The organism is Cupriavidus sp. PB-02 (genome assembly GCF_058252315.1).
Genome location: NZ_CM177694.1, coordinates 2215720 through 2233617, shown reverse-complemented (window position 1 = coordinate 2233617; position 17898 = coordinate 2215720). Strand labels below are relative to the sequence as shown.

At 66.9% G+C, this 17898-nt stretch carries 12 protein-coding genes and 1 pseudogene; 10 read left to right on the top strand and 3 right to left on the bottom strand.

The genetic code is table 11. From position 1 onward, the window contains the following. Nucleotides 1-9: 9 nt before the first annotated feature. Both AC10V3_RS10495 and AC10V3_RS10490 read right to left on the bottom strand, forming a co-directional pair. Complete coding sequence (locus AC10V3_RS10495; RefSeq protein WP_349607191.1) at nucleotides 10-1113, bottom strand: malate/lactate/ureidoglycolate dehydrogenase; 1104 nt, start codon at nucleotides 1111-1113, stop codon at nucleotides 10-12. A gap of 37 nt (nucleotides 1114-1150) precedes the next feature. Continuing rightward, nucleotides 1151-2188, bottom strand: coding sequence for a Bug family tripartite tricarboxylate transporter substrate binding protein (locus tag AC10V3_RS10490; RefSeq protein WP_022535187.1), 1038 nt, complete (start codon nucleotides 2186-2188; stop codon nucleotides 1151-1153). Nucleotides 2189-2369: 181 nt separating this feature from the next. On the opposite strand from AC10V3_RS10490, the gene AC10V3_RS10485 reads away from it, so the two are divergent. Continuing rightward, nucleotides 2370-4070: a thiamine pyrophosphate-binding protein gene (locus tag AC10V3_RS10485; RefSeq protein WP_022535186.1), complete on the top strand. Its 1701-nt coding sequence runs from the start codon at nucleotides 2370-2372 to the stop codon at nucleotides 4068-4070. 23 nt (nucleotides 4071-4093) lie between these two features. Here AC10V3_RS10485 and AC10V3_RS10480 read toward each other — a convergent pair whose 3' ends face one another. Continuing rightward, nucleotides 4094-4795, bottom strand: coding sequence for a GntR family transcriptional regulator (locus AC10V3_RS10480; protein ID WP_349607194.1), 702 nt, complete (start codon nucleotides 4793-4795; stop codon nucleotides 4094-4096). Between the two features lie 176 nt (nucleotides 4796-4971). Here AC10V3_RS10480 and araD point away from each other — a divergent pair, with 176 nt between their 5' ends. The 9 genes and pseudogenes from araD (at nucleotide 4972) to AC10V3_RS10435 (ending at nucleotide 17890) form a co-directional block, all read left to right on the top strand. Continuing rightward, nucleotides 4972-6711, top strand: a complete 1740-nt coding sequence (gene araD / locus AC10V3_RS10475; RefSeq protein ID WP_022535184.1) for an L-arabinonate dehydratase — start codon at nucleotides 4972-4974, stop codon at nucleotides 6709-6711. A 33-nt stretch (nucleotides 6712-6744) separates the two neighbouring features. Then, a complete protein-coding gene (locus tag AC10V3_RS10470; RefSeq protein WP_022535183.1) occupies nucleotides 6745-7464 on the top strand; it encodes a ribonuclease activity regulator RraA in 720 nt (239 codons plus the stop codon). A gap of 76 nt (nucleotides 7465-7540) precedes the next feature. After that, nucleotides 7541-8541: pseudogene (locus AC10V3_RS10465) on the top strand (Bug family tripartite tricarboxylate transporter substrate binding protein). Nucleotides 8542-8711: 170 nt separating this feature from the next. Continuing rightward, a complete protein-coding gene (locus tag AC10V3_RS10460) occupies nucleotides 8712-9716 on the top strand; it encodes a tripartite tricarboxylate transporter substrate binding protein (RefSeq protein WP_022535181.1) in 1005 nt (334 codons plus the stop codon). A gap of 20 nt (nucleotides 9717-9736) precedes the next feature. Continuing rightward, nucleotides 9737-10738 (top strand): Bug family tripartite tricarboxylate transporter substrate binding protein, encoded by a 1002-nt coding sequence (locus tag AC10V3_RS10455; RefSeq protein ID WP_022535180.1) that lies wholly within the window; start codon nucleotides 9737-9739, stop codon nucleotides 10736-10738. Between the two features lie 33 nt (nucleotides 10739-10771). After that, complete coding sequence (locus AC10V3_RS10450; RefSeq protein WP_022535179.1) at nucleotides 10772-11710, top strand: 2-hydroxyacid dehydrogenase; 939 nt, start codon at nucleotides 10772-10774, stop codon at nucleotides 11708-11710. 556 nt (nucleotides 11711-12266) lie between these two features. After that, nucleotides 12267-13478 carry an NAD(P)/FAD-dependent oxidoreductase gene (locus tag AC10V3_RS10445; RefSeq protein ID WP_022535177.1) on the top strand — a complete coding sequence of 404 codons (1212 nt, stop codon included), beginning with the start codon at nucleotides 12267-12269 and terminating at the stop codon, nucleotides 13476-13478. 182 nt (nucleotides 13479-13660) lie between these two features. Continuing rightward, nucleotides 13661-16357 (top strand): pyruvate dehydrogenase (acetyl-transferring), homodimeric type, encoded by a 2697-nt coding sequence (gene aceE, locus AC10V3_RS10440; RefSeq protein WP_022535176.1) that lies wholly within the window; start codon nucleotides 13661-13663, stop codon nucleotides 16355-16357. A gap of 153 nt (nucleotides 16358-16510) precedes the next feature. Next, entirely contained in the window at nucleotides 16511-17890 is a 1380-nt protein-coding gene (locus tag AC10V3_RS10435; protein WP_022535175.1) for an FAD-containing oxidoreductase, read from the top strand. Nucleotides 17891-17898: the final 8 nt, after the last annotated feature.

Below are 17898 nucleotides of genomic sequence, written 5' to 3'. Positions count from 1 at the left end.
TCGGGTGAACTAGGCAGCCAGGCGCGACAGCGGCCCGGGCGAGGTGCCGCGTGCGGATTGCACGCGTGCCGCGGCGTCATCGAGCTGGGCGAGCGTGCCGCTGTCCACCGGGATGGTCTCGGCACGTTCGCGCCGGCGCTGCCGTTCGGGCTCACCGGGCAGGGCGATGCCGTCATGGCCTGCCAGCCGACGCGATGACCGCACCCAGTCGGCGAAGGCCTGGACCTCATCGCCGAAGCTGGTGCTGGTGCCCAGCCGCCCAGGGTCGAACACGATCGCCAGCATGTTGTTCCACACCGCGTGGCGATGGGTCAGCGTCTCGGGGCGGATGGTGTGGCCGCCCGTGACGGCGGCGCCGAGCAGTTCGCACATGACCGCCAGCGCGTAGCCCTTATGGCCGCCGGACTCGCCGCCGAACGCCTGCAGCGCGCCCTGCGCCTCGCCCTCGCCGGGAAACATCACCCCGGGCCTCGTGGTCGGCACGCCATCCGCATCGAGCAGGCAGCCGGCCGGCACGTCGACGCCCTTGTTGTTGGCCACCCGCACCTTGCCCAGCGCGATCGCACTGGTGGCGAAGTCGAGCACCAGCGGCGGCGCGCCGGCCACCGGCACGCCGACCGTGAAGGGGTTGGTGCCGAAGCGCGCCTCACTACCACCGTGCGGGGCGACGATGGGCTTGGACAGCACGTTGACGAAGTGGATCGAGATCATGCCGGCCGCGCACGCCTGTTCGGCCCAATGCCCGACCCGCCCGAGATGGTGCGACTGCCGCAACCCCATCACGCAAACCCCGTGCGCCCTGGCGCGCTCGATGGCCAGCGCCATGGCTTCCTCGGTGACAGCCTGGCCCATGCCGCGGTTAGCGTCGAGGCTGAGCATGCTGCCGGCATCGTGCAGCACGCTGACGTTGCGGTTCAGCTGCAGCTCGTCGGCCTGCCACGACAGCACGTACTTGGGGATCATGCCCACGCCGTGGGAATCGTGGCCACTCAGGTTGGCGCCGACCAGATGGTCGGCCGTGAGGCGCGCTTCCCGGGCGTCCGAACCGGCCGCGAGCCAGAGATCGTTGACCCAGCGGTGCAGCGCTGCGGTAGGGATATGGTGTTCGCTCATGTGTTCAGTGATGGTCTGGCATGAAGGGATCGGGTGCCTACTCCACGCGGATGCCGGCGCTCTTGACCAGCTTGCCCCATTTGGCCACCTCGGCCTTCTGGAACGCGGACAGCTCGGCGGGGCCCGCGCCGGACGGCTCGATGCCCATGTTCACCAGGCGGTTGCGCACCTCGGGCTCGTGGATGATCTTGCCGATCTCGGCGGAGAGCCGGTTGACGATCGGCATCGGCGTGCCGGCCGGCGCGAAGATCGCCTGCCACGACACTATCTCATAGCCCTTCAGGCCGCTCTCGGCCACGGTCGGCACATCGGGCAGCTCCGGGGCACGGCGCGGCCCGGTGCTGGCCAGCGCGCGCAGCTTGCCGGCCTGGATCAGCGGCATGGCCGCGATGCTGTTCTCGAACACCATGTCGACCTGGTTGCCGAGCAGGGCCTGGACGGCGGGGCTGCTGCCCTTGAACGGCACATGCAGCAGCTTCAGGCCGGCCATCGAGGCAAACAGCTCGCCGGACAGGTGCTGCGAGGTGCCGTTGCCGGAGGAGCCAAAGCTGACCCCGGCCGGGCGCGCCTTGGCCGCGGCGATCACGTCCTGCACCGATTTCCACGGGCTGCTGGCATTGACCACCAGCACGTTGGGCAGGGTGCCGATCAGCGCCACCGGCTGGAAGTTCTTCACCGGGTCATACGGCATCTTCGGGTACAGGCTGACGTTGATCGCATGGGAACTGATGGTCCCGCCGACCAGCGTGTATCCATCCGGCGCCGCCTTGGCGACATAGTCGGTGCCGATATTGCCGCCGGCGCCGGCACGGTTCTCGATCACCACGGGCTGGCCGAGCGCTTGCGACAGCCGCTGGCCGATCAGGCGGCCGAGCACGTCGGTGGAGCCGCCGGCCGCGAACGGCACGATATAGGTGATGGGCTTGGCCGGCCAGCCGTCCTGCGCCCGCGCCGGCTTGGCGGGCAGGGCCGCGATGGCCAGCGCGGCGAGCGATGCTAAGGCCAGATGCGGGGCCAGGCGCGGGGCAATCCGTCGCGTAAGGCAGGCGTCCTGCCGGCAGGTGAGGTCTGGCATGGGGTTGTCTCCTGATTTTCTTGTGGGGGCCGCCTTGCGGCCTGCCAGCAATCTACTAGCTGGCAGCGGGTCGAGCCTTGCGTTTTCTGCATAGCAGGCATGCAGGAAGACGCGGGCAGTGGCGGCGGGGGCAAGGCAACAATCTGCCCTGTGCATCCCCACCCGAATCTGCTGACCCGCCATGACGCCTCAATCCGCCTTTTCCCCCGCCCATTCATCCGTACCCCAGACGCCAATCCAGCGCACCGGCGGCCGCGTGCTGGTGGACGCGTTGTGCCTGCATGGCGCCGATCGCATCTACTGCGTGCCGGGCGAGAGCTTCCTCGACGTGCTGGATGCACTGCACGACCAGCCCGCCATCGACCTGGTGGTCTGCAAGCATGAGGGTGCGGCGGCAAACATGGCCGAGGCCGACGGCAAGCTGACCGGCCGCCCCGGCATCTGCTTCGTGACCCGAGGCCCGGGCGCCACCCACGCCAGCATCGGGGTGCATATTGCCGCGCAGGATTCGACGCCGATGATCCTGTTCGTCGGCCAGATCGCGCGCCAGCACGTGGGGCGCGAGGCGTTCCAGGAAGTGGATTACGTAGCGATGTTCGGCGGCATGGCCAAGTGGGTGGCGCAGATCGACGATCCCGCGCGCATCCCGGAACTGGTCGCCAGGGCCTTCCAGTGCGCGACCTCGGGCCGGCCTGGCCCGGTGGTGCTGGCGCTGCCCGAGGACGTGCTCGACGGCCTGTGCGAATGCGCCGATGCGGCACCGTACCAGCCGGTCACGGCCTCGCCGTCGCAGGAAGATGCCCAGTCGCTGCGCGCCGCGCTGGCCGGCGCCGAACGCCCGCTGGTGATCGCCGGCGGCGCGGGCTGGACCGCTCAAGCGGCCGAGGACTTTGCCGCCTTCATCAAGGCATGGAACTTGCCGGTGGCCTGCGCCTTCCGCCGTCAGGACGTCTTCGACAACCGCGATGAACACTATGCCGGCCACCTGAGCCTGGGCGTCAACCCGCGCCTGGCCCAGCGCGTGCGCGATGCCGACCTGATCCTCGCGTTCGGCACCCGCCTGGGCGACATCGCGACCGACGGCTACCAGTTGCTGGAGCCGCCGCGCCCGCGCCAGCGCCTGGTGCATGTCCATGCCGACAGCGCCGAGCTGGGCCGCGTGTACCAGGCCGAGCTGGCGATCCAGGCCGGCATCGTGCCCGGCACGCGCATGCTCGCCGCGCTGGGCGCGCCGGAATCGCCGCGCTGGGCGCAATGGACCCGCGCCGCGCGCGCCGACCACGTCGCCTTTGCGACGCCGGTGGCGCCGAACGCGCAACTGCGCGGTGTCAACCTGAACAAGGTGATGCAGCACCTCGACCAGACGCTGCCCGACGACGCCATCCTGAGCAACGGCGCTGGCAACTACACCGTCTGGCTGCACCGCTTCTTCGCCTACCGGCAGCCGCGCACCGAGCTGGCCTCTACCTGCGGCGCCATGGGCTACGGCCTGCCGGCAGCCATCGCGGCCAAGCTGAGAAATCCGGAGCAGACCGTGGTCTGCTTTGCCGGCGACGGCTGCTTCCTGATGTATCCGCAGGAACTGGCGACCGCGGCGGAGGCGGGGGCCAACGTCATCGTCGTGCTGGTCAACAACGGCATGTACGGCACCATCCGCATGCACCAGGAGAAGCGCTATCCGGGGCGCGTCAGCGGCACCGGCATCCGCAATCCCGATTTCGTGGCCATGGCGCGGGCCTGCGGCGCCTGGGCCGAGCGTGTCGAGCATGCCGATGCGTTTGCCGGGGCCTTCGAGCGTGCCAACGCCGCCGGCACGCCGGCGCTGATCGAACTGGTGACCGATCCGCGCCAGATCACGCCGGCGATGTGGGTGGATCAGTGACGCGGCCCGGCGTCGAGGCTGCCTTAGCGGAAATAGTCAGAAAACCGCGCGCGGATGTCGTCGATGTTGGCCAGCGTGCCGGACAGGTGCGCGCGCAGCGCGGCCTCGGCGCGCGCCGGATCGGCGGATGCGATCGCGTCGACGATGGCGTCGTGGTCGCGCAGCACGGCCAGCGCCTTGCCGGGAATGGGCAGGTGCAGGCGGCGCAGCCGGTCCAGGTGGCCGCTTTGGCGGCGCACCAGGCCCCACAGGTCCGGCACCTTCGCCGCGTCATAGAGTTCGCGATGGAAGGCCTGGTCGGTGACGCTGAATTCGTCGAGGTCCTGCAGCTCCAGCATCATGCGCTGCCGCGCGACCGTGGCGCGCAGGCGTTCGACCAGCACCGGATCGGCCTGCAGCGCCAGCGTGCGCACGATTTCGAGCTCGACCGAGCGGCGCAGGAAATGCGCCTGCGTGGCCAGGGCGACGTTGATCGGGCTGACCACCGTGGCGTGCTGCGGAAAGATGTCGACCAGGCCTTCTTCGCCGAGGCGGATCAGCGCGTCGCGGACCGGGGTCTGGCTGGTCCCGTATTGCTCGGCCAGTTCCGGGCGCGACAGGATGGTGCCGGGTGGCAGGGCCATCGAGAGGATCTGGTCGCGCAGGTGCTCGAACACCTGCGGGGCAGCATGGCGTGTGCGGTCGAACTGGAACTGGGCGGGCGATGAAGGGAGTGCGGCGCGCATGGCAGGAAACTGAGATGGGCGCCTGAACCGTCACACTGACGGTCCCGGGACGTCCCGAATGGTGGGATTCTAAGGGAATCCACTCACATTGACGTACTAATATATTAGTGCTTTAATGTTTTTCATCAAGGCCCGGCCGTGTGCGGCAGGCCATATGACAAAGGTGGAAGAGACACATGACGGCTCGCAAGAAGACACCGGACGCGCTGCGCAGCGCGCGCTGGTTCGCCCCCGATGACCTCCGCTCATCGGGCCATCGGTCCCGCATCATGCAGATGGGCTACTCGCCGGGCGAGTGGATGGGCAAGCCGCTCATCGCCATCATCAATACGTGGTCGGATATCAATCCCTGCCACGCCCACTTCAAGCAGCGCGTCGACGACGTCAAGCGCGGCGTCCTGCAGGCGGGTGGCTTCCCCATCGAACTGCCGGCCATCTCGCTGTCGGAAAGCTCGGTCAAGCCGACCACCATGCTCTATCGCAACTTCCTGGCGATGGAGACCGAAGAGCTGATCCGCTCCCATCCCATCGACGGTGCGGTGCTGATGGGCGGCTGCGACAAGACCACGCCGGGCCTGCTAATGGGCGCCACCAGCGCGGGCGTGCCGGCCATCTTCGTGCCGGCCGGCCCGATGCTGCGCGGCAACTACAAGGGCAAGGTGCTGGGCTCCGGCTCGGACGCCTGGAAGTACTGGGACGAGCGCCGCGCCGGCAATATCAGCGAGGCGGCGTGGATCGGCATCGAAGGCGGCATCGCGCGCAGCCACGGCACCTGCATGACGATGGGCACGGCCAGCACCATGACGGCCATCGCCGAATCGATCGGCATGACACTGCCCGGCGCGTCCTCGATCCCGGCCGCCGATGCCAATCACATCCGCATGTGTTCCGAGGCCGGCCGCCGCATCGTCGACATGGTGTGGGAGGACCTGACGCCGCAGCGCATCCAGTCGCGGCAGTCGTACGAGAACGCCATCGCCGTGGCCATGGCGATGGGCTGTTCCACCAACGCGATCATCCATGTCATTGCCATGGCGCGGCGCGCCGGCCATGACATCGGCCTGGAGGACTTCGATGCCGCCAGCCGGCGCGTGCCGGTGATCGCCAACATCCGGCCCAGCGGCGACAAATACCTGATGGAAGACTTCTTCTACGCGGGCGGCCTGCCGGCGCTGATGAACCGCATCAGCGACCGCCTGCACCTCGACGCGCTGACCATCACCGGCCGCACGCTGGGCGAGTCCATCGCCGGGGCCGAGGTCTACAACGACGACGTCATCCGCACGCCGGAGAACGCGCTCTACCAGGAAGGCGCGCTGGCCGTGCTCAAGGGCAACATCGCGCCGGACGGCTGCGTGATCAAGCCCAGCGCCTGCGAGAAACGGTTTTTCAAGCACACCGGGCCGGCGCTGGTGTTCGATGACTATCCGTCGATGAAGGAAGCGGTGGAGCGCGACGACCTCGACGTCACCGCTGACCATGTGCTGATCCTGCGCAACGCCGGCCCGCAAGGCGGCCCCGGCATGCCGGAGTGGGGCATGCTGCCGATCCCGAAGAAGTTGGTGAAGCAGGGCGTGCGCGACATGCTGCGCATGTCCGATGCGCGCATGAGCGGCACCAGCTACGGCGCCTGCATCCTGCACGTCTCGCCGGAATCGTATGTCGGCGGGCCGTTCGCCCTGGTGCAAACCGGCGACCTGATCTCGGTCGACATCGAGCAGCGCAGCATCCTCCTGGAAGTGTCCGACGAAGAGCTGGCGCGCCGCCGTGCGCAATGGACGCCGCCGCCGCCGCGTTTCGAGCGCGGCTATGGCTGGATGTTCTCCCAGCATATCCGCCAGGCCAACGAAGGCTGCGATTTCGACTTCCTGCAAACCGACTTCGGCGCGCCCACCGGCGAGCCGAGCATCTACTGACCCGGCCCGCGCGGCCGCCCGGCAAGGACCACCATGACCCAACTCAGCCCCTCCGTACGTGAGCAGCTCAAGACCGTCAGCACCGCCACGCTGTGCACCGCGTTGTTCAAGCGCGGCCTGCGCAACCAGTTCATCCAGGACGTGCGCCCGCTCAATCCCGAGGGCGGCAACATGGTGGGCGAGGCCTTCACGTTGCGCTACATCCCGGCGCGCGAGGACCTCAACCCCATTACCGTGTTCCAGGATCCCGCGCATCCGCAGCGGCAGGCCATCGAGCAATGCCCGCCGGGCGCGGTGCTGGTGATCGACAGCCGCAAGGACGCACGCGCGGCCTCGGCAGGCTCGATCCTGGTCACGCGCCTGATGCAGCGTGGTGGCGCGGGCATCGTCACCGACGGCGGCTTCCGCGATTCGCCCGAGATCGCCCGGTTGGCCATGCCCGCCTATCACAACCGCCCGTCGGCGCCGACCAACCTCACGCTGCACCAGGCGCTGGAATTCAATGTGCCGATCGGCTGCGGTGACGTGGCCGTGTTCCCCAGAGACGTGGTGGTTGGCGACGGCGAGGGCGTGATCATCATCCCGGCTCACCTCGCCGAAGAGATCGCCGCCGAGGCGGTGGAGATGACCGCGTTCGAGGATTTCGTCACCGAGGAAGTGAACAAGGGCCGCTCCATCATCGGGCTGTATCCGCCCACCACCGAACAGGCCCGCGAAGATTTCGCGGCCTGGCGCAAGGCCACGGGCCGCTAAGCCGGTACTGACGCCGGCCCACGCCAACGACTACACAGACTGGCCGGCGATGACCGGCCATGGCAGGAGACAAGGAATGAAGCAACGTATTGCGCTCGCGACGCGCGGCGCCCGCACCGTGGCCGCGTGCCTGGCACTCAGCATCGGCGCCGTGTGCGCACCGGCACATGCCGAGGACAAATGGCCGTCGCGCCCGATCACCTGGGTGGTGCCGTTCGCGGCCGGGGGCTCGACCGACATCGTCGCGCGCACCATCGGCCAGGAAGTCTCGCGCGCCCTTGGGCAGCCGGTGGTGGTGGAGAACCGGCCCGGCGCGGCCGGCGCCGTGGGCGCGGGCTATGTGGCGCGCGCCAAGCCCGATGGCTATACGCTCTTCGGCGGCACCATCAGCACCCACGCCATCAACGCCAGCCTGTACAAGAACCTGTCATACGACCCGGTCAAGGATTTCGAGCCGGTCAGCCTGGTCGGCTATGTGCCGAACGTGCTGATGGTGAATGCGGAGCTGCCGGTCAACAACGTGCAGGAACTGATCGCCTACGCGAAGAAGAAGAACGGCCTCAGTTTCGCCTCATCCGGTGCGGGCACGTCGACTCACCTGGCCGGCGAACTGTTTGCGGACTTGATCCAAGTCCCGATGACGCACGTGCCATACAAGGGTAGCCCGCAAGCCGTGCAGGACGTGGCTGCCGGGCTCGTGCCTTTCCTGTTCGACCAGCTGACCGCGGGCGAGGCGATGATCAAGGCCGGCAAGCTGCGTCCGCTCGCGGTGACTTCGCCCAAGCGCTCCGCGCTGCTGCCCAAGGTGCCGACCATGGCCGAAGCGGGCGTCAGCGGCTTCGAGATGGTTTCCTGGCAGGCGTTGTACGCGCCGCGCGGTACGCCCAAGGAGGTGGTGCAGCGGCTCAACGCCGAAGTCGTGCGTGCGCTGAAGCAGCCCGCGGTGCAGCAACGGCTGACGCAGCAACTTGGCATGGAAGTTGTCGGCAGCACGCCCGCCGAGTTGTCGGCGCTGATGGATAAGGAGATCCGCGCTGGGCAGCGCTGGTGAAGAAGTCCGGGGCGCGGGTCGACTAAGCGGGCATGGAAGGGGGCATGAGACCGCCCCCGGATTGCTGACCAAGCTGTCCCGTAGCCGCAAGGTCTTGAATCAGCGATTGGGTGCTCCCTCTCCCGCTTCCGGGAGAGGGGCAAAACGCCAGCGGCCATCCGACGTTCGCCAAATAAATTCTCAGGCAGGAGACACCATGAATACCACCGTTCGTTCCATCGCACCAAAATACTCCCGCCTTGCCGCCGGCCTCGCAGCGACAGCGCTGTTCCTCGCGCTAACGCCCACTGGCGCCCGCGCCCAGAGCTATCCCAGCAAACCGATCACCATCGTCGTGCCCGCCTCGCCGGGCGGTGCCATCGACCTGGTGGCGCGGCTGGTCGGCCAGAAGCTGACCGCGGCCTGGGGCCAGTCGGTAGTCGTCGACAACCGCAGCGGCGCGACCGGCATCGTCGGCACCGACCTGGTGGCGAAGGCTCCCCCGGACGGCTACACGCTGGCGCTCGTGGCCAGCAGCCACGCCATCAATCCGAGCATGGTGCGCAAGCTGCCGTTCGATACGGTCAAGAGCTTCGAGCCGGTCGCGCTGACGCACGTCGTGCCGCTGATGCTGGTGGTCTCGCCGTCGGTCCCCGTGAAGTCGGTCAAGGAACTGATCGCCTATGGCAAGGCCCATCCCGGCGAGCTGTCGTTCGCGTCGAGCGGATCGGGCGGGGCGCCGCATTTCTCCGGCGAACTGTTCAAGAGCATGGCCGGCATCGACATGGTCCACGTGCCCTACAAGGGCAGCACGCTGGCGCATCCGGACCTGACCAGCGGGCGCGTCTCGCTGATGTTTGACACCGTAGCCGCGATCAGCCCGCAGGTGAAAGCCGGCAAGGTCAAGGCGCTCGCCGTCACCACGACCAAGCACGCGGCGATCGCACCGCAGGTGCCGACCATGGCGGAAGCCGGCCTGCCGGGCTATGACACCAGCACCTGGGGCGGCGTCCTCGCACCGGCCGGCACGCCCAAGGCCGTGATCGACAAGCTCAATGCCGCCATCAGCCAGGCCCTGGCCGCGCCGGACGTGCGCGAACGCCTGCTGGCGGCCGGCATCGAGCCCGCGGGTGGCAGCCCCGCGCAGTTCGCCGGCTTTATCCAGACCGAGATGGTCAAGTGGGCCAAGGTGGCCAAGGACGCCGGCATCCAGCCGGAATGACGCGACAGGGAGACACAGCCATGCCACATCAACATCGAGCCAACGGCGGCCGGCGCCGCGTGCTGCTGGCCCTTTGCCTCGCCGCCGCACCACTGCTGGCGCCCACCGCGCACGCACAGGCCACCGCCTGGCCGGCACGGCCGGTCACGATCATCCTGCCGTTCACGCCGGGCGGCGGCACAGATATCGCCACGCGGCTGGTCACGCAGCGCCTGTCGCAGCTATGGGGGCAGCCGGTGCTGGTCGACAATCGCCCGGGCGCGGCCGGCAATGTCGGCCTGGAGCTGGCGGCGCGCGCCAGGCCGGATGGCTACACACTGGTGGCGGGCAATGTCGGCACGCAGTCGATCAACCCCACGCTGTACACCAAGCTCTCCTATGACCCCAATGGCCTGGTGCCGGTGACTGAGATGGCCGAGCTGCCATTCGTGCTGGTGGTCACGCCCAAGCTGGCCGCCAAGACCGCGAAGGACCTGGTGGCGCTGGCCAAGGCGCAGCCGGGCAAGTTGTCGTTCGCCAGCTCAGGCACCGGCGGCTCGCCGCACTTGTCGGGCGAGATCTTCAAGGCCGCCACCGGCACCGACATGCTGCACGTGCCCTACAAGGGCGGCGGCGCCGCCATGACCGACCTGATGGCCGGCAACGTCGACATGCTGTTCGCCTCGGTGCTGGAGACCGCGGGGCACATCAAGGCGGGCAAGCTGCGTGCGCTTGCGGTGACGGGAAAGGTGCGCTCGCCGGCGTTGCCCAATGTGCCGACGCTGCAGGAGGCCGGGATCTCCGGCGCGGAATCCGGCTCGTGGGTAGGCCTGCTCGCGCCGGCTGGCACGCCAAAGGATATCGTCGAGAAGATCGCCGCGGGCGTGAAACAGGTGGTGGCGGTGCCTGAAGTCCGCCAGCAACTGGTAGAGCAGGGCGCGATCCCCGTGGGCAGCACCCCACAGCAGTTCGGCGAGCTGATCGCCACCGACCGCAAGCGCTACGCAAAAATCATTGTCGACAATAAGCTGCGCGCCGACTGACGCGCACGACTCTCTCTTCAAAGGACTCATCGCATGAAACCCCGCCTGCTGCAGCACGGCCGCCTGCCGGAAGCCATCGAAGCGCGTCTCGCCGAACACTACGACGTCCATCCGTTCTGGACCGAGACCGACCCCGCCGGCTTCCTCGCCCGCCAGGGCAGCGAGTTCGTGGCCCTGACCACGCGCGCCGCGATAGGTGCCGACGCCGTGCTGCTGGCCGCCTTGCCGTCGCTGCGCGTGATCTCCAGCTTCGGCGTGGGCCTGGACAAGCTCGACCTCGACACCGCACGCGGCCGCGGCATCGCCGTGGGCTATACGCCGGATGTCCTGAACGACTGCGTCGCCGATACCGCCTTTGCGCTGCTGATGGACGTATCGCGCAAGATCAGTGCCGCGGACCGCTTCGTGCGCCGGGGCGAATGGCCCAAGGGGCAGTTTCCGCTGGCCACGCGCGTGAGCGGCAAGCGGCTCGGCATCATCGGCATGGGCCGCATCGGGCGCGTGATCGCGCACCGCTCAGCCGGCTTCGACATGGAGGTCCGCTATCACAGCCGCAACCGCTCCGACGATGCGCCTTACTCCTACGAGCCGTCGCTGGAGAACCTGGCGCGCTGGGCCGACTACCTCGTCATCGCCACCGCCGGCGGCCCGTCGACGCGCCACCTGGTTTCCGCCGCCGTCCTCGACGCACTGGGTCCGCAAGGCTTCCTGATCAATATCGCGCGCGGCACCGTGGTGGACGAGGCCGCACTCGTCGATGCGCTGGTTCACCAGCGCATCGCCGGGGCCGGACTGGATGTGTTCGAGGATGAGCCGCACGTGCCCGAGGCGCTGTTCGAACTGGACAACGTCGTGCTGCTCCCGCATGTCGCCAGCGCCACGCATGAGACACGCCAGGCGATGGCCGAACTGGTGTTCGAGAACCTGCAGGCATTCTTTGCTACGGGTGCGGTGAAAAAGTCGGCGATCTAGCGGGACGCCGCTCAGCTTGTGGCGATTCCAGTCTGGGATGCGCCACCCCGGGCCTGCTGAGGCAGCGACTTATACGGCGGCCCCGACGCTTTGCTCGCCTCGCCTTCGTCGGCCGTGCCATTGGTGCGGCCGGGCGGGGCGGAGACCCCTGTCAAGTCCTGGCCTGCCACTAACGAGTGGGGCGTGCCGTGCACTGCCCACTCCGACCCGGACCCCGCCGCCCAGGCAGCAACGCCTGTGGCCACCAGGGCAACCGCGCTAAGGGTGCCAACCCATCCGATCTGTTTCATGATGTGCTCCTTTTTCGCTCTATAACTACGACTTGTACAGTCGTAGTAAACATAGTCGATCGCTCGCGCGAGCGCAAGCCGTTGCGCGAGACCCCTTCGGTTTTGAACGAGTCATTGAAAAAATTCTTGCGTTATCTTAACTACGACTCATACAATCGTAGTTAAGGCGCGCAGTCGTAGGCTGGCGTCGAGCTGATCAGGCCGCTACGCCAGGCGTGGACCCTGTCTGGTCAGATGAAACCGAAGATTATTCAGGAGCATGAAACATGTCCAAACGCATTCTTGTTATCGGCGCCGGCTTTGCCGGCTTCTGGAGCGCACTGGCTTCGGCCCGCCTGCTGGATGAAGTGGGGCGCACTGACGTGGAGATCGCGCTGGTAGCGCCGGAGCCCGAACTGCATGTTCGTCCGCGGCTCTACGAGCAAAACCCGGCGGGCATGAAAGCTCCGCTGCAGGAGATCTTCAAGGCTGTTGGCATCAAGTTCATCCAGGGTGTCGTGGAACGCATCGATGTGGCAAGCCAGGAAGTCGAACTGGCGGGCGTGGGCGTGGATACGTCGCGCCGCAAGCTTGGCTATGACCGCCTGGTCCTCGCTACCGGCAGCCGCCTGTTCCGGCCGCAGATCCCGGGTCTTGACCAGCACGCGTTCAATGTCGACCAGGTGGCGGATGCCGCGCAGCTTGAGGCCCATATCGAGAGCCTGGCCAGCCGCCCCGAAAGCGCAGCGCGCAACACGGTGGTGGTCGCCGGTGCCGGTTTTACGGGTATCGAGACTGCTGCGGAACTGCCTGCCCGTCTGCGCGAGGTGTTTGGCAATGGCGCGGCCGTGAACGTGATCATGGTCGAGCGCAACAATGAAGTCGGTCCCGATCTGGGTGCCGGCCCGCGTCCGGTAATCACGCAGGCACTGAGCGAACTCGGTGTGACGTGGAAGCTGGGCTCCGGTGTCGCGGCTGTGGATGCGAATGGCGTCACGCTCGAGAACGGCGAGCGCATCGAGTCCGCCACCGTCATCTGGACCGCGGGCGCTCGCGCCAGCACGCTCACGGCCCAGATCCCGGCGGAGCGCGACAACTTCGGCCGCCTTCATGTCGATCGCAACCTGAAGGTCAAGGGCCTGGATACGGTCTACGCCACCGGTGATGTCGCCCGTGCCGCCACCGATGACGAAGGCAACGTCACGATGATGTCTTGCCAGCACGCCATGAATCTGGGCCGGTCCGCAGGTCACAACGTGGCAGCGGACCTCCTGGGTGAAGCGCAGCTTCCCTACAGCCAGCCGAAGTACGTGACGTGTCTGGACCTGGGTCCGTGGGGCGCGGTCTATACCGAGGGCTGGGATCGCCAGGTGAAGCTGGTGGGCGCGGAAGCCAAGGCACTGAAGACGCAGATCAACACCGAGTGGATCTATCCGCCAAGTGCTGACCGTGCCGAAGCACTGGCTTTGGCCGACCCCCGTCGCATCGTCGTGGCCTGACCGCGCGAGCAATAGTGAAAGAGGGCGATCCACTGGATCGCCCTCTTTGCTTTTGCTTCCGTCGTGAGCTTGCCGTTGAACTGGTTTCGTAGCCGAGATGCACGGCTTAACTACGACTTGAAAAGTCGTAGTTATAGTCTATACTCAGTTCCAGGCCATACAACCACCCGAGAGAGACTCCCATGTACGCAACGCAAAATTCCGAGATTGAGTCGACCGCCGACGCCCGCGACGACGATCCGCGAGAAACCGCGGAATGGCTGGAGGCGATCGAAGGGGTCATCGACAACGTCGGCCCGCAGCGCGCCCACTACCTTATCGAGCGGCAGATTGCCCATGCGCGTCTGCGCGGGCAATCGCAGCCGCATGCCGCGGGTACGCCCTACGTCAACACCATTGCCGTCGACCGGCAACCGCGTATGCCGGGCGATGCCGAAACCGAGCACCGCATCCGGGCCTACACGCGCTGGAACGCGATGGCGATGGTGGTGCGGGCTGGCAAGACCTCGAACGTCGGCGGGCATATTGCCTCGTTCGCATCGGCCGCCACGCTCTACGATGTGGGCTTCAACCACTTCTGGCGCGCGCCCACCGCCGATCATGGCGGCGACCTCGTCTTCGTGCAGGGCCACGTTTCGCCGGGAATCTACGCCCGTGCCTTCCTGCTGGGCCGGCTGACCGAAAAGCACCTCGACAAATTCCGCCGTGAAGTGGGCGGCGAGGGGCTGTCCTCCTACCCCCATCCCTGGCTGATGCCCGACTTCTGGCAGTTCCCCACCGTCTCGATGGGATTGGGGCCGCTGATGGCGATCTACCAGGCCCGCTTCATGAAGTACCTGCAGGCCCGCGGCATCGCAAAGACCGACGACCGCAAGGTCTGGGTGTTCCTGGGCGACGGCGAGATGGATGAGCCGGAATCGCTGGGCGCCATCGGCATGGCCGGACGCGAGCGACTGGGCAATCTCGTCTTCGTGATCAATGCCAACCTGCAGCGGCTGGATGGCCCGGTGCGCGGCAACGGCAAGATCGTGCAGGAACTGGAGTCGATCTTCCTGGGCGCCGGCTGGCGGGTGATCAAGGTGTTGTGGGGCGACCGCTGGGATGCCTTGCTCGCGCGCGACAAGACTGGCGCGCTGACCCGACGCATGATGGAAGTGGTCGACGGCGAATACCAGACCTACCGCTCGAAGTCGGGCGCCTACCTGCGCGAGCACTTCTTCAATACGCCTGAGTTGAAGGCGCTGGTGGCCGACTACACCGATGATGAGCTCTGGAACCTGAACCGGGGCGGTCACGATCCCGAGAAAGTCTATGCAGCGTTCGCGGAAGCCGCGCGAGGCGGCGACAGCCCGACCGTGATCCTCGCCAAGACGATCAAGGGCTACGGGATGGGGGAGCAGGGCCAGGCTGCCAACGTGAACCACCAGCAGAAGAAGGTGCAGGTGGATGCGCTGCGGGCCCTCCGGGACAAGTACGCGCTGCCCATCGCCGATGACCAGATCGAGGATGTCCCTTATGTCAGCTTCCCGGAGGGATCGAAGGAACTGGCCTACATGCGGGCACGGCGTGAGGCGCTCGGTGGATATCTGCCGGCGCGGCGCCAGAAGGCCGAGTCGCTGCCCGTGCCGGCGCTGTCAGCGTTCGACACTCTGCTGCAGGGCACGCCGGAAGGGCGGGGCATGTCGACCACGATGGCCTTCGTGCGCATCCTGGGCACGTTGCTCAAGGACAAGGTGCTTGGCAGGCGTATTGTCCCGATCGTGCCGGACGAATCACGCACGTTCGGCATGGAGGGCCTGTTCCGCCAGATCGGCATCTGGAACCAGGACGGCCAGAACTACGTGCCGCAGGACGCCGATACGCTGACGTTTTACAAAGAGTCGGCAACCGGCCAGATCCTGCAGGAAGGCATCAACGAAGCTGGCGGCATGGCTGACTGGATCGCCGCAGCCACGTCGTACTCGACGCATGGCGAGACCATGGTGCCGTTCTACATCTTCTATTCGATGTTTGGCTTCCAGCGCGTGGGTGACCTCGCCTGGGCTGCCGGCGACATGCGCGCCCGTGGCTTCCTGTTGGGCGGCATCGCGGGACGCACGACGATCAACGGCGAGGGCCTGCAGCACGAGGACGGTCATTCCCTGTTGTGGGCGTCGTCCGTGCCGAATTGCATCAGCTACGATTCCGCCTTCGCGTACGAGCTGGCCGTGATCGTGCAGGACGGCTTGCGTCGAATGGTGGCCGAGCAGGAAGACGTTTACTACTACCTCACGGTCATGAACGAGAACTATGCCCAGCCGGCCATGCCGGCCGGGGACACGGTCGCGACGGACATCCTCAAGGGCATGTACGCGTTCCGCAAGGCCGATGCCGACGATGCCGCTCCGCGCGTGCAACTGATGGGCGCCGGCACGATCTTCAACGAGGTGATTGCCGCCGCCGACCTGCTGCACAAGGACTGGGGCGTGGCCGCCGACCTGTGGGGTGTTCCGGGCCTGACCGAACTGGCTCGCGACGGCCAGGCCGCCGAGCGCGAACACCTGCTGCACCCCGAAGCGCCGCGCCGCGTGCCGCACGTGACACGCCTGCTTCAGGATGCGAAAGGCCCGGTGATTGTGGCAACCGACTACGTGCGTGCGCTGGCGGAGCAGATCCGTGCCTATGTGCCGCAGCGCTATGTCGTGCTGGGTACCGACGGTTTCGGCCGCTCCGATACCCGTGAGGCCCTGCGCCACTTCTTCGAGGTGGACCGCTACTGGGTCACGATTGCCGCGCTGAAGGCACTTGCCGACGAGGGAGTGATTCCCGCGGCCCGCGTGACCGAGGCGATCCGCAAGTATGGGATCGACCCGGCCAAGCCGAATCCGCTGTATGCGTGAGCGCCGCGCGGGCACTTCCGGCCTGGATGTGTGATCGGTTGGAATCTCCGAGGGGGGTGCATGAACCCTTGACGCCCCCTCATTGCTCATTTCACCTAAAGTTGTTTGTGGCTTTGCTGCAGCGACCACGGTACAAGGGCAAGGAGAATCGTGATGGCTCAAGGATTCGACGCGATCATCATCGGCACCGGACAAGCCGGCCCCGCACTGGCCGCGCGGCTGGCTGGCGCGGGCATGAAAGTGGCTGTCATCGAGCGCGCGCGTTTTGGCGGCACTTGCGTGAACACTGGCTGCATTCCCACCAAAACCCTGATCGCGAGCGCGTATGCAGCCCAGCTGGCGCGACGGGCCGCCGAGTACGGCGTGGTGATCGGCGGGCCGGTCGCCGTCGACATGAAGCAAGTAAAGGCACGCAAGGACGAAATCTCCGGCCATTCCAGCAGCGGTGTGGAACAGTGGATGCGCGGCCTGGGGAACGGCACGGTCTACCACGGTCACGCCCGCTTCGAGAGCGCGCACAGTGTTCGGGTCAACGGCGAGCTGCTGGAGGCCGACCAGATTTTCGTGAACGTCGGCGGCCGGGCCCTGGTCCCGCCCATGCCCGGGCTGGATCAGGTACGGTACTTCACCAACTCGAGCATGATGGAGGTGGATTTCCTGCCGGACCACCTGATCGTCATTGGCGGCAGCTACATTGGCCTCGAGTTTGGCCAGATGTACCGGCGTTTTGGGGCCAGGGTGACCGTCGTCGAAAAAGGCCCGCGCCTGGTCCAGCGCGAAGACGAGGATGTGTCGCAAGCAGTGCGGGAGATCCTGGAAGGCGAGGGGGTCGAAATCCGGCTCGATGCCAACTGCCTGAGCGCACGCAGGGAAGGCGATCACATTGCCGTCGGGCTGGATTGTGCGAGCGGGGCGCGCGACGTCCACGGCTCGCACCTGCTGCTGGCGGTTGGGCGCGTGCCCAACACGGAGGACCTGGGCCTCGACAAGGCCGGGATCGAGACCGACGAACGCGGCTATATCAAGGTGGACGAACAGTTGCGCACCAACGTCCCCGGCATCTGGGCGCTTGGCGATTGCAACGGCCGCGGTGCGTTCACGCATACGTCGTACAACGACTATGAGATCGTCGCTGCCAATCTCCTCGACAATGACCCCCGCAAGGTGACGGACCGCATCGCAGCCTATGCCATGTTCATCGACCCTCCGCTCGGCCGCATCGGCATGACCGAAGCAGAAGCCCGGCAATCCGGACGCAAGCTGCTGGTCGGCACTCGCCCCATGAGCCGCGTCGGGCGCGCAGTGGAGAAGGGCGAGAGCCAGGGCTTCATGAAGATGGTGGTCGACGCGGATACCCGGATGATCCTGGGTGCCGCGATCCTTGGCGTGACCGGCGACGAGGTGATTCACTCACTGCTCGACATCATGTATGCCAAGGCACCCTATACCACCATCAGCCGCGCGATGCACATCCATCCCACGGTGTCCGAGCTGGTGCCGACGCTGCTGCAGGAGTTGCGGCTACAGGCCTGAGTACTACC